The following is a 15044-nucleotide window of genomic DNA, read 5'->3' on the forward strand; positions in this document are numbered from 1 at the left end:
TTCTTTATCTCAATAAATCAGCCCGCGGTGAGTGTTTTTGAAACCGTCATTCCAGCCGAGCCTAAGCGAGAGCAGGAATCTACTAATCATGCTCTCAATATTGGAATGTTTTTTCTTTACGCAAATACCACTAAACAACAAGCGTTCACAAATAACTCCTTCCCTTTACCAATGAAAAATACTTGGCAGCAAGATATACAGCCAAGTGAGGGAGGGTTGATGTGAGTGACTTATTTATGCATGGTTTGGAATTAGAACATTTGGCTTTTTAGTTAGAAAAGCTAGGTATGTATGAATTAAAGATATAGCTCCGGATTTTATGCTGCGTAAATATGAGGTGAACTCATACTTTATGAATAAATTTAGTTTTTAGATTGCTGTTTAAAAAAGTGACTGAGAAAATAGACGGAAAGACTATACGGATTTTTTCCGTCTATTAAATTGTTATGTAACCAGGAGGAAAAATGAAGATCAGTGAAATAAACGGCTTTGAGGCTACGGGTTTCGTCATTCGCACAACTAATGCGGGTGAAGTAAATCCATCGACTGCAAAAATTGGAGAGCTTTGGGCAAAGTTTTACTCAAATGCTGCTCCAAAATTGAATGAAAAATCAAAAGTTTTTGGCATTTACACAAATTATGAGTCTGATTTCACGGGGGCTTTTGACGTTATCGCTTGTTCGGATACTTTGTCACCAGAAATATTATCAGACTCAGTAAAAGTGAACGTTACTTCTGGCAAATACGTAACTTTTGCTGCAAGCGGTGAAATGCCACAAGCAGTTATAGATCTTTGGGGTAAAGTCTGGAGTTACTTTAGCTCTGAAAACTGCCTTTACAAACGTGCATACACAACAGACTTTGAATACTATAAAAGTGCTCATGAAGTCGAGATCTTTATTGCTGTTAGATAGTTACATACAAGAGGCTATGGCTTCAAAATACTTTTTCCAATCTAATACGAACGATTTAATGTTATTCACTAAATCGTTCCCTTTCCCAAAACCAAATCAAGCTCATTATCAAACTTGATTCCTCTCCGACCTCAGCGTTGTTTAGATCTGGTAGTTAAACTCAATACGTTGGTCGCCATCAATGAAGTCGGTGTGGTTACTCCAGTTGGCAAAATAGCGTCAGAATTGCTCTGGCGCTTGATTTAGACATTGAAACTTAGATGGGGATCTAGATAGAGATCCAGATTAACCAGGGTGTCCATCAGCTCTTGGCGTGAGGAGCATTTTGCCAAATTTAAACACAAAAAGAGCAAAAGCGTAGATCCACAGCACGGCGGAAATATTCACAAAGGTAAACAAATGCTCAGGCCAAATCGCTACCCCAAAACCACGAATAACCGCTGCCACGACAACCGCTAAGAATGCATGCCACATGCTTGGGCCTTCATAAATTGCACGTCCGGTATGGCCCATCGTCACTCGGGCGATCATTGCTAGAATGACTCCACCAATCGCACCAATGGCAAATACATGGATCATGTTGTGAGCAAAAAATTGTCCGTTCGGTAGTAGGTTAAATAAGGCCAATGCTTTAAAAAGTAATCCGACTGGAATACAAGCATACGAAGCGTGCAGCGACCAAACCAGAGGCTCTTTATAAGTCGTCCAAGGTTTCCAACGTAGGAAACGAATTGCTTGGAAAACCGCGGCGAAGACCATTAAATAAGGGCCAACTTGGTTAAAGGTAATTGGGAAAAAACTGAGGATAAACAGCATCACTAAAGGTGTGTTCGCCAGTGCATCTAACCAGATTAACGCGGGTGGCTTTTCAAACTGCATTTTACGTGCGGTAAAGAATGGGATCACGCGTCCGCCCATAATCGAAATCAGCAAAACGAACCACCAGATCATTGCTTGCCAAACCGCAATACTTGGAAAGGGTGGCATGCCTTGCTGATCTGTAAAAGGAAGGGTGGCGTAGCTGGCAAAGTTTGCCACAATCGCTAATACAAAGAAGGCGAGAAATATCAGGTTGCGATAGCCTTTTCCTTTGATCACTCGAATCGATATTTCATAGGCGACTACCGCTAAAAACAACCCTTCAATTGAAGAGGTTAGCCATAACGGAACCGGAGCCCAAAATAGTAGCCTAGGCAATAGCCACAGTAAGAACACAAAACCGAGACGCTTATCTTTGGTGCCGTTAACCCCTGTCCAGTTTTGTACTGCGGTTAATAAGAAACCCGCTACGATTGCCATGGCAAAGCCAAATATCATTTCATGTACATGCCACCATAAGGCCGGAACTTGCAAGGCATTTGGTTGACCATGTTGGAATGCGTAGACCCAGATCGCGATAGCAATGGCAGCGTATAAACTTCCGAATAAAAAGAACGGTCTAAACCCTAAACGTAAAATGGGTAGGATTTTTTCTTCTTTACTTTTGTCGGTGATATTTATCATCAATAGTGATCTCGTATAAAGTGCTTATGGTAATTGGTTAGTAATAATTAAGCACTTTCCGTGCCACTTTTTAATTTGTTGATTTTACTAAATTATATGAAATTACACTAAGATCTTGTGTTGTTAATTTTACATCACTAGTATAGTGAGAAAATAATACTCAATGATATATTTGTTAAGAGATTTAACATGTCCCAATCAATCGAACAAGTTTTACTCAATATTGCTGTTAACCTTAATGCTCACCAGCCGACTTATCAGCATTATCAAAAATTACTTGATGCATTACAGCAAGTGTTGCCATGTGATGCGAGTGCTTTATTTATTTTAGATGATGAGCAAAATTTAGTGCCAGTTGCGATTAATGGTTTATCGATGGAAGTATTGGGACGAAAATTTTCACCTCATGAGAATCCAAGACTTGAGATGATCATGCAAAGTCGACTACCGGTTCGATTTCCTGAAAACTCAACCTTACCGGATCCTTTTGATGGACTGCTTAGCGAAGACGATGAAGGGAGTATTGATGTGCATTCTTGCATGGGGTGCAGTTTGTATGTCGAGGATGTTTTGGTGGGAGTATTGACGATTGATGCCTTAGCCTCAGATGCATTCAAAAAAGTGACCGATGAAACCATTGCTACGTTTGCAGCTCTTGCGGCCGGTATTGTTCGTAATATCAGTTTATTCGATGCGCTTGAAAAAGCTAATCATCAACAACGCTCAATCAATCAGCTACTTATCGATGAGGCGCGTGATAAAGGTGGCAAACTGGTAGGTGTGAGCCCACAAATTGTCCAGCTACGAAATAACATTAAGATGGTCGCACAATCGAATTACGCCGTGTTGATTAGCGGTGAAACCGGTACGGGTAAAGAGCTGGTGGCCCATGAGGTTCACGCACAAAGTAGTCGTAGTGATAAACCAATGGTGTATGTGAACTGTGCGGCGTTACCAGAATCGATTGCTGAAAGTGAGTTATTTGGTCACGTAAAAGGTGCGTTTACTGGTGCAAATTCAAACCGCCCAGGTAAATTTGAATTGGCTGATGGTGGTACTATCTTTTTAGATGAAATTGGTGAGTTGCCAATTTTATTACAAGCCAAGTTATTACGCGTGATTCAACAAGGAGAAGTACAACGAGTCGGAGCTGATCACAACAGCTTTATAGATGTTCGAATCATTACTGCCACCAACCGAGATCTTCATAAAGAAGTAGAAGAACAGCGATTCCGTTCCGATCTTTTTCATCGCTTAAATGTCTTTCCAATTCATATACCGCCACTACGTGAAAGAGAAGGAGATATTGCGGTTCTAGTTGGACATATTCTCGATCGAATTCGTACTCAATTCCAAATTAAAACACTGCACCTTCACCCTCGAGCCTTAAAGTTATTGGAGAAACAACCATGGCTAGGTAATGTTCGTGAGCTTGAACATTCCTTGATGCGCGCAGGTCTCCATGCGGTTCAAGATCAGGTGGAATTGATTAAACCACAACACTTTACGAGTGAATTTGTCGATATTCCTAAACGCCAAAATGCCTCACAATCTAGTTTGGTGATGCCTAATGAGCCCATTGCCTTAAGACAAGCGGTAGAAACCTATCAAAAGCAATTGATTGAACATGCTTTGAAGAAAAATGATGGCGTATGGGCACAAGCGGCGCAGTTTCTACAAGTTGACAGAGGGAACTTGTATAAACTAGGTAAAAAATTAGGGCTATAGGCGCGAAATGGAAGAAGGAGACAAATTATTAATACAAAAAAAAGTCGTCAAAAAACGATATAACTATTGATATTTTATCTATGAAGCCCCATTCTGTTGAAAAATTAACTTCTGAAGAGCTAAATGTGAGCGTTATTCGATTTCTGATACTGTGCTTGTTTATGAGTAGCATTAGCTTGGTTGGTATTACTACCACTAAAGCTGAGCACGCATCTAGCTTACAATTGGTTGATTTATCGACAGATTCTAGTTTTTTTGAATCTAACTCTTTTGCCTCTATTTCTTTGGATCAAGGTGAATCTTCGACACGCAATGTTAAATTTTTTCCTATGTCGAATTCACATAATGAACCTAGCGTTACGACGTCCCATTTTCTCGACCTCACCTCTTCGAGTGATTTAAACCAGTCAATTTATGTTAATGGCTTCTCTCTTAGATTTGCTCATGGCAATTTTAACAGCGATGAACTGGCACCTGATTATGTGAAAGTCTTTGAATTTTCAGAAGTATCATTTACTTCAAGTGCTCGACATTATGTCGAACGCTTTACACCTCAGCATCAGTGGATGATGCACATGAACTCCCACTCATTGCGCCTTTCTGCTTGGAAAGACAGCAACCTACAGTATATACCTCAGCAATACGCCCATTTATTTTCCTAACCAGCTTTGAGTGATTTTTCATCCTTAGCTTGAATTATGGTCGTTATTATTTAGCTATTTTTCGTGGATATTGGTTCCATAATTGCTTTATTTTTCGGCTACTTTGCGACGGTTTTATTCCATTATTTTGAGTCTTTATATGGCTCGGAAGGAGGAAAACTAGCCGCTACGTCATTAACTCGCGATGTCTAAAATTGAGTGTTGATGATCTATTTAGGTAAATAAAATGAATGTACATAAATCTCGCGCTTCTACTCGCCGTACCTTAAACCAATACTCTTATTGGCAATATACGGTGTTGGTTGTCACTATTTCTATCATGCTATTAAGCGCTTTGCCTTCTTGGTTTGGTGAGTCACCTGCGTTGCAAATTAATCAAGGCAGTGACTTAGTAAATAAAGCTAATCAGATAAATAAGGCTTTACTTGAACCATTAACACTACAGAAAGTTCTTACTAATCAAGGGATTGAATTAAAAGAGATCAAGCAAGATAAAACGACGACTTGGGTCATATTGTCGGATTCAGAACAAATGGCACAAGCTAAAAAAATATTGCTCGAAATGGTAAATCAACAAGGAAAAGACAAGGACATTCAAGTTGCGTTAGCTTCAGTGGCGAATGCACCTCAATGGTTAACCAGCCTGGGTTTTAAACCGATTTCATTAGGATTAGATCTGCGTGGTGGGGTGCAATTTCTGCTCGATGTGGATATGAATTCAGTCTACCAAAATCAAATCGATGAAATGCAACAAGGGATCAACCACTTCTTGATGGATAACCAATTACGTCGAGCAAAATTCAGTGATATTTCACAAAATGGATTGACCGTTGTACTTGCTAATGCAAAACAAATATCACAGCTACGTGATTTTATTCATGGGCAATATCCGAATTGGAAAGTTATCAATAAAGATAATCGCCTTATTTTAACTCGCTTGGAAACCGAAAGTGTCGCGTTACGTAATCTAACGGTTCAGCAAAACTTGCAGATTATGCGTAGCCGAATTGAAGAACTAGGCATTACAGAAGCGTCAGTACAAAGGCAAGGGGATCAACGTATTCGTATTGAGCTACCCGGTGTGCAAGATCCAGCTCAGGCCAAAAATGTCATTGGTGCAACGGCAAGCTTGGCATTTTATGAAGTATTGAATTCTCCATCTGAAGGCGGAAAAGTCTTACCAGATCAAAATGGTCAATTGGTTCGTGTTAAATCATCACCTGTATTAACTGGGGATCATATTGTTGATGCACGGGCTAATTTTGGCGAAATGGGGATGCCAGAAGTGAATATTAGCTTGGATAGTCAAGGCGGAAAAATGATGGCAGATTTTTCAGGTCGTCACATTGGTAAGCCAATGGCAACAGCATATAGTGAATATTCGCGTAACGAAAAGGGAGAAGTCGTACAAACCAATAAAATCATTAGTATAGCGACCATTCAATCTGCACTTGGCTCTAAGTTCCGAATTACAGGGGCGGGGTCAATGCAAGATGCTCAAAGTTTAGCGTTACTGCTCCGAGCGGGTTCATTAACGGCGCCAGTGACCATAGTAGAAGAGCGCACGATTGGACCAACACTTGGGGCTGAAAATATTACCAATGGTTTTTCTGCCTTAGCATTAGGTTTAGGTATGACATTGCTGTTTATGGCGGTTTGGTACCGTCGATTAGGTTGGATCGCGAACGTCGCATTATTAGCCAATATGGTGATGTTATTTGGTTTGTTAGCTTTGATTCCTGGTGCGGTATTAACCTTACCCGGTATTGCAGGTTTAGTACTCACTGTCGGTATGGCGGTAGATACCAACGTTCTTATTTTTGAGCGGATCCGTGACAAATTAAAAGATGGCAATAGTTTAGCTAAGTCGATAAATGATGGGTTTAGTAGCGCAACCAGTACAATTTTCGATGCGAATTTTACCACAATGATTACCGCTATCGTGTTGTATTGCATTGGTAATGGACCAATACAAGGTTTTGCTTTAACGCTAGGGCTTGGGCTACTGACCAGCATGTTTACTGGTATTTTTGCTTCTCGCGCAATGATCAATTGGTTTTGGGGTAAAGATACCCGCCGTAATGTGAGTATTTAATCATGAGTAAATTAATCAATATGAAAAATGCCAATAAATGGCGTTATGGCACCAGTGTAATTTCTATTTTATTAATGTGTGTTGCGTTGTTTTTCATTACAACAAAAGGCTTTAATTGGGGATTGGATTTTACCGGTGGCATAGTAAGTGAAGTCCAATTAAATCCACAAATTACTAGTAGTGAATTGAGCCCCTTATTAGAAGCAGGATTAGGTCAAAAAGTCAGCGTGGTTTCTGGTGAAGGGCAAGGGCGTTGGATTATTCGCTACAGTATCCCTGAGAGCACTCAGCAGGCTGCGGCATCAATTGAAACATTACTCGCGCCTTTGCACGCAGAGACCAAAGTGTTGAATACCAGCATTGTTGGTCCTCAAGTTGGTCAAGAGCTGGCAGAGCAAGGTGGTTTGGCTTTGCTTGTTTGTCTACTGTGTATCATGGTGTATTTAAGCATACGATTTGAATGGCGTTTAGCGTTAGGTTCGCTGGTGGCGTTACTGCATGATGTGATTTTTGTGTTGGGGTTCTTTGCATTAAGCCAGATGGAATTTAACTTAACTGTGTTAGCGGCTATTTTGGCGATCTTAGGTTATTCGTTAAATGATTCCATCATCATTGCCGACCGTATTCGTGAATTACTGCGAATCAAACCGAAAGTCGCTACTTCGGATATTAATAACCAAGCTATAGCAGCGACGTTTAATCGCACCATGATCACCTCTGGTACGACACTATTAACCGTTTCAGCCTTATGGTTACTTGGTGGTGCACCATTAGAAGGTTTTTCCATCGCCATGTTTATCGGCATTATGACTGGAACTTGGTCATCTATTTCAGTCGGAACTTCTTTACCTGAGATGTTAGGATTAAAGGCCGAGCATTATCAAGTGGTTACGTTATCTGACACGCCATAAATATCAACAATAGCTCTTTTACTGCTTGTTAATTTAAAGTGCAGTAAGAGGGCTTGTTTGGTTCTTATGTTCTTTGGTTGCGTTATGATGTTAAAATTACATCGTCAGGTTGTAATTATTACAACTTTAATGTTGGTTAATGGCTTGTTAAATCCTTTTATATCAATGGTTTAAATGTTGGCACGCAAAGTGCAATACAGGAATGAATTTATTATTAGCCCCAAATGATAGGGGCGATGATGTTAATCATTACTGGAGCTTTAAATTATGTTTTGTATTCAATGTGAGCAAACGATCCGTACACCAGTTGGCGATGGCTGTTCTTACACTCAAGGGATGTGTGGTAAAACCAGCGAAGTATCTGACCTACAAGATATTTTAGTTTATGTATTGCAGGGGGTGTCTTTCTGGGCAGATCTTGGTCGCAAGTTTAATATTGTGGATACAGAAGTCGATGAGTGGGCGCCTCAAGCTTTCTTCTCTACCTTAACTAACGTGAACTTCGATGCGGATCGTATCGTTGAGTTCTCTAATCAAGCTTATGCATACAAACTCCGTTTAGAAGAAAAAGTACGTGCGGCGGCCACTTTAGCCAATGAAACACTACCTGAGTTAACGCCAGCGGCTCAATTTGCATTACCAACTGAGCGTGAAGAGTTATTAAAATACGCACCTCTTGCTGCAGTAAATCGCGGCCATGAAACGGTTGATCCAGACGTGATGGGATTACGTTTATTATCTCTATATGGCCTAAAAGGTGCAGCAGCTTATATGGAGCATGCGCGTGTACTTGGTCAAACGGATGAAGCGATTTTTGCTGAATATCACCAAATTATGTCTTGGTTAGGTTCTGAGCCTCAAGATCTTCAAGCGTTGCTAGATTGTTCAATGCAAATTGGTTTGATGAATTACAAAATCATGGAAATTCTAGATCGTGGTGAAACAGAAACATTTGGTCACCCAACGCCTACTCAAGTGAATGTTAAGCCAGTAAAAGGTAAATGTATCCTAGTGTCTGGTCATGACTTACATGATCTTGAAAAAATCCTGCAACAAACCGAAGGCAAAGGCATTAACGTTTACACTAACGGTGAAATGTTGCCAGCTCACGGTTACCCTGAATTAAACAAATATCCTCACCTAGTGGGTAACTACGGCAGTGCTTGGCAGAACCAGCAAAAAGAATTTGCTAACTTCCCAGGCGCAATCGTAATGACGTCAAACTGTCTATTAAACCCAGAAGTAGGCCAATACAACGACCGTATCTTTACACGTAGTATCGTAGGCTGGCCAAACGTGACTCACATTGTAGGTGATGATTTCTCTGAAGTGATTGATTGTGCATTAGCGCAAGAAGGCTTCAAGCACGATGAAATCGAACAGATGATCACGGTTGGTTTTGGTCGCAATGCATTGATGGAAGCCGCTCCTGCGGTTATCGATCAAGTGAAGCAAGGCAACATCAGCCATTTCTTCTTAGTAGGTGGTTGTGATGGTGACAAAGTCGAGCGTAACTACTTCAACGAGTTCACGAAACAAACACCAGATGACAGCCTAATTCTAACGCTAGCTTGTGGTAAGTTCCGTTTCAATAAAGAACAGCACGGTGAGATCAACGGTATTCCTCGTCTATTGGATGTGGGTCAATGTAATGATTCATACTCAGCAATCCAACTAGCACTGGCATTGGCGAAAGAGTTTGATTGTGGCGTAAATGATCTTCCACTGACTTTAGTTCTATCTTGGTTCGAGCAAAAAGCGATTGTGGTTCTACTAACGCTTCTTGCGTTAGGCATTAAAGGTATCTACACCGGTCCAACTAAACCTGCATTCTTAACGGATAACCTAATGGCAGTGATGCAAGAGAAGTTTGATCTACGCGGGATCTCAACGGTTGAAGCGGATATGCAAACAATCTTGGGCGAGAAAGTCGCTTAATTGTTTTAGCGTTATGTAATCGACGTCATTTCGGGTGCCAACCATGATTGCTCGAAATGACGTTTATATTTGTAAAGTTTATGAGAGACCGAATGAAATGAACCAATTTGAATGGCTAGACAATCAACCATCCACTTTTATTTGCCAACGTAAATGGCAAGAAACACCCAATTGCGTTAGCGTCATTTTAGTGGCAGAAAATCAAAATTCAGAAACGACATTTGATTTTATTCCTGGTCAATTTATCACGCTTGGTATTGAAGTCGAGGGTAAGACTGAATACCGTGCCTATTCATTAAGTTCAATGCCACATCAAAGCGAATTACAACTGACTATTAAACGCGTTGATGGTGGCAAAGTTTCCAACTATATCGTGGATTCTTTACAAGAAGGCCAAGCGGTATCAGTGTTAAAACCTGCTGGAGAATTTCATATAGAGCAACCGCATGGCGAACGCATTGTATTGCTCAGTGCTGGTTGTGGGATCACACCGGTTATGTCGATGGCGAAAACGCTGTTAGCAGATATAGAAGATGCCACGGATATTCATTTTATCCATGCGGCAACAGAGCTTGAGCAAGTGATCTACCATCAAGAACTACTTGAAATGGCGGCGTCACATGAGCGTTTTCATTTTGATGTGATGTTAGAAAATGCCCAAGGATCAGAGTATTTAGAAGGGCGTTTAACTCAAGCGGCTTTAAAACAGTTCTGCCCGGATATTGCGGAGCGTAGCGCATTTTTATGTGGCCCAATTGGCTTTATGAATGCAATGCAAGAAAATCTATCTGAGCTTGGTATGAATATGGATAACTTTTATCAAGAAAGTTTCACACCAGCCGAGTCAGAACAACCTGATGTTTCAATCGCTGAACAAGATGATAAAGCGCAAGCGATCAGTAATGCCACGGTATTTGTACCTACATTTGGCGCTCAAGCCGAAGCGAAAATTGGTAGTGCATTGATTGATGCCTTGGAAGCGGCCAAAGTACCCGTGATAGCTGCATGCCGTAGTGGTATTTGTGGTTCATGTAAGTGTCGTGTTGTAAAAGGTGAATTTACTCGCACGAGTACCGCGACTTTAACGGAAGATGAAATAGATAATGGCTTTGTTTTGGCATGTTCGTGCCAAGTCGAGTCGGATGTTGAAGTGGCATTGAACTAATCATTTCATTCTTCGTGAGAAATATAAAAAGGTCGCTATCAATGACATCGTAGCGACCCTTTTTAGTCTAAATTTTTATATAGACTCAAACTACTTCTGAAGTTTTTCTTTCGCTTCTTCTACCTTTGAGTAATCCAAGCCTAACTCATCTACAGCATCTTTAATTAATGCGGGGTTTTGCATGACTTGAGTCATCAACACTTGTAGCTTTTCTTGTGGCAAACCTAGTTGGCTTATTGTTGCCATAGCAGCCAATGGGTTTTCCGTGAGTTGTTGAAAAATATCACGGATTTGTTCCTCGGCAATATTGTGTTCTTTTAATAACGCTAAAATTGGGTTCATGGTCTTCTCTTTCAATGACTAAATAGATTGGCCGTATTTTATACCTAAGTGGCCTCAAGATGCTATTTGAAGCACTCCTGAGGTCATATTAATATCTAAATATGAATAGCGATGGCCCAATAAGGTTTTGTTACTGGCTTTAAAGTCGCCCAATATTTTTTGTGACGTAATCGTTTAAACAATCAAATCGTAATCACGTTTTAAGATATCTATGATTTCTTGTTTCGGATTGTCACTTAATTCAATTTTCTTACCGGTAATTTTTTCTGCAATATCCAAATACGTTTGAGAGATCTTCATGATTTCTTCTTGTGGTAGGGCGTTATTCTTAGCAAGTGCGAAGCGCTCATCCATGCGATTCTTGTTTAAGAGAATATCTGGGTCTGGGAAGTAGCTTAATAAGAATTGGCGGAAACCTTCTTTTGAGTTCTCAACAATACGGCCAGATTGGTATTCATTTTTATCCCAAATACGTGATGAATCAGGTGTACCCACTTCATCCATATAAATTAGCTTTTCATTCCCTGCTGCATCATTAACGTAGCCAAATTCAAACTTAGTATCTACGAAGATTTGATCAACCTTATCTAATGCGTCACTGATCACTTTAAAGCCTTCTTTGAGTAGCTTTTCATAGTGGGCGATATCTTCTTGTTTAGAGAAGTTAAATGCAGCGAAATTTGCTTCGATATCTTGACGAGCGATATTGACATCATCTGCTTCTGGTACGTTTGGAATACCTTTCAAAATACCTTTGGTTGATGGCGTCATCAGCAATTCAGGGAGAACTTTATCTTTCTCTAAACCTTCTGGTAGTGCGATACCACAGAAGTCACGTTCGCCTTTTTCATAAGCACGCCACATTGAACCAGTGATATATTGACGGCAAATAGCTTCAATCATGACCGGTTTGGCTTTTTGAACGATCCAAATAAATGGATGGGGAATGTCTAGAATGTGGCTATCTGCAAGGTGATTATCTTTAAACAGCTGGAACCAATGGTTGGAAATGGCATTCAATGCAGCGCCTTTGCCTGGAACACCTTTTAATCCACCTTCGCCATGCCAAATGCAGTCGAATGCAGAGATGCGATCACTGATGACCATAATGGCTAAAGGAGCGTCTTCTGCGACATCGTAACCTTTTTCTTGAATTAGGCGACGACTGTCAGCTTCGGTTAACCAATATACTGAACGAACTTTACCACTGTGTACGGGTTTGTCGGTACGGATGGGAAGGTCATCATTCACGGCAAGAACTTGATTAGCAATGCTCATTTCCATTTTCCTACTAGGCTTAAAAACTGGGTATGTTAAGAACAGGGTATATTAAGAACTAGGTATGAATGCCTTTCACACCTGAAAGTCGCATAGTAACAGAACTCACCTAATTCTATCCAGAGAAAAAGCAAACGTTTGCATTAAAATATTTTTTCGTAAATGAAAGTCTATTTCATCATCAAGATTTTCTATCTTTATCCAAAATCATGTGGGAATAAATTAATGTAGATGACGAGTTAGCGTTTGTTGAATTGTACTATCCATAAAGAAGATCTCACAGCCACTTTGACGAGCTTGGTTTTTTAGAGCTTCTTTATCTTGAATTGAAAAATTGTCACTCGCTACAATCGCACTGGCATTTTTAGCATTCAGTGCTTTAAGAATGATGTCTTTTTCCGTCATAGAATGGGATTCTTTAATTTTGATCACTTTATGGGCTTCAATTCCAAAGCTTTGTAGCTCTTGATTAGTCGGTAAGGTGGCACCTGCGGTAAATAGTAACCAGTTTGGTCTTTTAGACAGCATTGATAGGCGAGAAAACAGCGAACTATTTTCTGAAAAAATATCATCGTTATGTGCAAAAGATGTAAGCGCTTGATGAGGTAAAGCGGCATTGTGATTCAACATAATTGACTGTCCATATATCCATACTGTGTTTTTATACAGTAGTTTTTTATTGATGAAAGATCAAGCGATTTATTGAGTGAATACTTAGTAAGCGTGATCTATGTCACTCTTTATTTGTGGGTTTAAAAAACTGATGAAAAATTAAAGGGTTAGACGATATACGTAATGAATCCGGCTTTAATGACTGACGTTGTGATGATAATGATGTTCTTGATGGTGATTGTTGATGTGATTGACAAACGTGTTCCGGCAAGCTTAATTGACATCGTGATTGGTCGACTTCTCACTTTGGTTGTTCAGGGTTGCACTAATTGCTGTTGCGATCTTAGTTGCTATTGCAACCGTTTTAGCGAGTGTGAAAAAGTAGAAAACGCATCATTAATATTGAAAGAGGGGACCTTAATAGAAGGCATCTTTTGAATCGTTGGATCTAAAAAGGCGCTTACCATGAGCGCCTTCTTTTTTCTAAAATGTATACCCAAGTGACTTCAAGGTGCAGAATTCAGAGCTATCATCCAAGCCTTTAGACAAGGAGATGGTCGAAGGAATGTAGGCACCTTGCAAACCAATCTATATATCTGTCTGCTATTTCAACTTGGCTTGTTTTTCTCTTAAAGTCTGTTCTGCGAGATTAAACTGTCGAACATCAATTCGAGCATAATCGTGACATTCTGGACAAGCGTTATGACTCATTCCATCTATATATTCTAATTTAGTTAATTGACCTACGAATTGTTTGCACCAGTCGCAAGTACCATGAGCACTTTCCATTTTATATTTTCCCGTAACAATTCCGAATTATTGAACGCCAAGAAGTGTAGCGAAGTAAAGTGACACTTTCGAATATTATTGGTGAGTTAAATGTGTATTTGATCACAATACTCAACAATAAAAATTAGGGAATCGATTGCCTGAATTAAAGGAAATATTCAGACAAGAAAATATATCTTTTGTACTTAAAGCTGCAGCGTTGTTGACAGCGCTCAATCATCCTAATCCACATAGGCGAGCTATGCTCATGGAGACTCATTCACTTGTCGCCTCACTGCAACCCTAATTACCTTGGGTATAGAAGGGGGAGGAGTTGAGATTATTTGGCTAAGCGTTTCTTTTCTGCTGCGCCATTAATAGGGCGGTTAACTGAAACACGGCGACCCTTTTTTAAGCCGACTTCATAATCTGCTGTGAAGTTTTTCATGGCGTCACGTAGCTGTTGTTTGAAGGTTTCACGGTCGACGTTTTGAAATTCTTTATCAATGTAGTCGTTAATCTTGTTTGCCGAGTCATCGTCTGGGGCGATTAAAGGCAGTTTTTCAAGAGCGCCTTCGATCCAACCAGATAAGAAAGAGTTAACACGACGAGTCACTTCCGCACTGGTTGTGCCGGTACCTGAGAAACTATTACGGAATTGCCCTGTCTGTTCATTCATTTCACGATAAATAATATCAAATGCGAAAGCGGCAAAAATAGCGCGATCAGCTTCACCAATAAATTCAACACGTTTTAAGCCTTTGTGATTGAGTAATACTGCTTCAACACCGAAACGGGTATTAATACCACGGATCACTCGTAAAATATTGGAACTAATACTTGCTGGTAATAAATGACTAGATTGAGTTTTACCCAATTTAATGAAATCAATATCGTCCTTATCCAAGCCATATTTAAGCATCAGCCTATGTGCCATCTTGATCGCTTGAGCTGCTTCATTGACATTGGTTGAACTACCTAGCTCAAGGCATTTGGCAATTTTCTTAAGAGCTTTTTGTTTATCCATTACCTGTGGTGTACTCATTAATAGGCTGATTGTTTGGGTAAAATAATGAGCCGCATATTCTACCGTTTTTTGAGCGTGTAAGAAAGAACAACAGGTGAGCT

14 protein-coding genes are annotated in these 15044 nt (G+C 40.1%); 8 read left to right on the forward strand and 6 right to left on the reverse strand.

Annotation, left to right across the window (positions count from 1 at the left end; translation table 11 throughout):
- Positions 1–464 precede the first annotated feature (464 nt).
- Positions 465–914, forward strand: a complete 450-nt coding sequence (locus tag ACN0T8_RS13400; RefSeq protein WP_069494605.1) for a GyrI-like domain-containing protein — start codon at positions 465–467, stop codon at positions 912–914.
- Positions 915–1199: 285 nt separating this feature from the next.
- Here ACN0T8_RS13400 and ACN0T8_RS13405 read toward each other — a convergent pair whose 3' ends face one another.
- Entirely contained in the window at positions 1200–2417 is a 1218-nt protein-coding gene (locus ACN0T8_RS13405; RefSeq protein ID WP_417881129.1) for an NnrS family protein, read from the reverse strand.
- 189 nt (positions 2418–2606) lie between these two features.
- On the opposite strand from ACN0T8_RS13405, the gene norR reads away from it, so the two are divergent.
- The 6 genes from norR (at position 2607) to ACN0T8_RS13435 (ending at position 10916) form a co-directional block, all read left to right on the forward strand.
- Positions 2607–4145 carry a nitric oxide reductase transcriptional regulator NorR gene (gene norR, locus ACN0T8_RS13410; protein ID WP_417881130.1) on the forward strand — a complete coding sequence of 513 codons (1539 nt, stop codon included), beginning with the start codon at positions 2607–2609 and terminating at the stop codon, positions 4143–4145.
- 161 nt (positions 4146–4306) lie between these two features.
- Positions 4307–4807: a hypothetical protein gene (locus tag ACN0T8_RS13415; protein ID WP_417881131.1), complete on the forward strand. Its 501-nt coding sequence runs from the start codon at positions 4307–4309 to the stop codon at positions 4805–4807.
- Positions 4808–5033: 226 nt separating this feature from the next.
- Positions 5034–6902 carry a protein translocase subunit SecD gene (gene secD / locus ACN0T8_RS13420; protein ID WP_417881132.1) on the forward strand — a complete coding sequence of 623 codons (1869 nt, stop codon included), beginning with the start codon at positions 5034–5036 and terminating at the stop codon, positions 6900–6902.
- Positions 6903–6904: 2 nt separating this feature from the next.
- Complete coding sequence (secF, locus tag ACN0T8_RS13425) at positions 6905–7813, forward strand: protein translocase subunit SecF (protein ID WP_417881133.1); 909 nt, start codon at positions 6905–6907, stop codon at positions 7811–7813.
- Between the two features lie 267 nt (positions 7814–8080).
- Positions 8081–9751, forward strand: coding sequence for a hydroxylamine reductase (gene hcp, locus ACN0T8_RS13430; protein WP_417881134.1), 1671 nt, complete (start codon positions 8081–8083; stop codon positions 9749–9751).
- A 43-nt stretch (positions 9752–9794) separates the two neighbouring features.
- Positions 9795–10916, forward strand: coding sequence for a 2Fe-2S iron-sulfur cluster-binding protein (locus ACN0T8_RS13435; protein ID WP_417881135.1), 1122 nt, complete (start codon positions 9795–9797; stop codon positions 10914–10916).
- A 90-nt stretch (positions 10917–11006) separates the two neighbouring features.
- On the opposite strand, the gene ACN0T8_RS13440 is transcribed toward ACN0T8_RS13435, so the two are convergent.
- The 3 genes from ACN0T8_RS13440 to ACN0T8_RS13450 form a co-directional block, all read right to left on the reverse strand.
- Positions 11007–11258: a DUF2999 family protein gene (locus ACN0T8_RS13440; protein WP_417881136.1), complete on the reverse strand. Its 252-nt coding sequence runs from the start codon at positions 11256–11258 to the stop codon at positions 11007–11009.
- A gap of 174 nt (positions 11259–11432) precedes the next feature.
- Positions 11433–12536, reverse strand: a complete 1104-nt coding sequence (locus tag ACN0T8_RS13445; protein ID WP_417881137.1) for a phosphoribosylaminoimidazolesuccinocarboxamide synthase — start codon at positions 12534–12536, stop codon at positions 11433–11435.
- Positions 12537–12758: 222 nt separating this feature from the next.
- On the reverse strand, positions 12759–13166 hold the full coding sequence (locus tag ACN0T8_RS13450) for a hypothetical protein (protein ID WP_417881138.1): 408 nt from the start codon (positions 13164–13166) through the stop codon (positions 12759–12761).
- A 165-nt stretch (positions 13167–13331) separates the two neighbouring features.
- Between ACN0T8_RS13450 and ACN0T8_RS13455 the strand changes: the two genes are divergently transcribed.
- Positions 13332–13586 (forward strand): hypothetical protein, encoded by a 255-nt coding sequence (locus ACN0T8_RS13455; protein ID WP_417881139.1) that lies wholly within the window; start codon positions 13332–13334, stop codon positions 13584–13586.
- Positions 13587–13751: 165 nt separating this feature from the next.
- Here ACN0T8_RS13455 and ACN0T8_RS13460 read toward each other — a convergent pair whose 3' ends face one another.
- A complete protein-coding gene (locus ACN0T8_RS13460) occupies positions 13752–13937 on the reverse strand; it encodes a hypothetical protein (protein WP_417881140.1) in 186 nt (61 codons plus the stop codon).
- Between the two features lie 319 nt (positions 13938–14256).
- Positions 14257–14943 (reverse strand): DUF2786 domain-containing protein, encoded by a 687-nt coding sequence (locus tag ACN0T8_RS13465; RefSeq protein WP_417881171.1) that lies wholly within the window; start codon positions 14941–14943, stop codon positions 14257–14259.
- Between the last annotated feature and the right edge of the window lie 101 nt (positions 14944–15044).

Origin of the sequence: Vibrio sp., from assembly GCF_048266485.1 — a bacterium.
Taxonomy (GTDB): domain Bacteria; phylum Pseudomonadota; class Gammaproteobacteria; order Enterobacterales; family Vibrionaceae; genus Vibrio.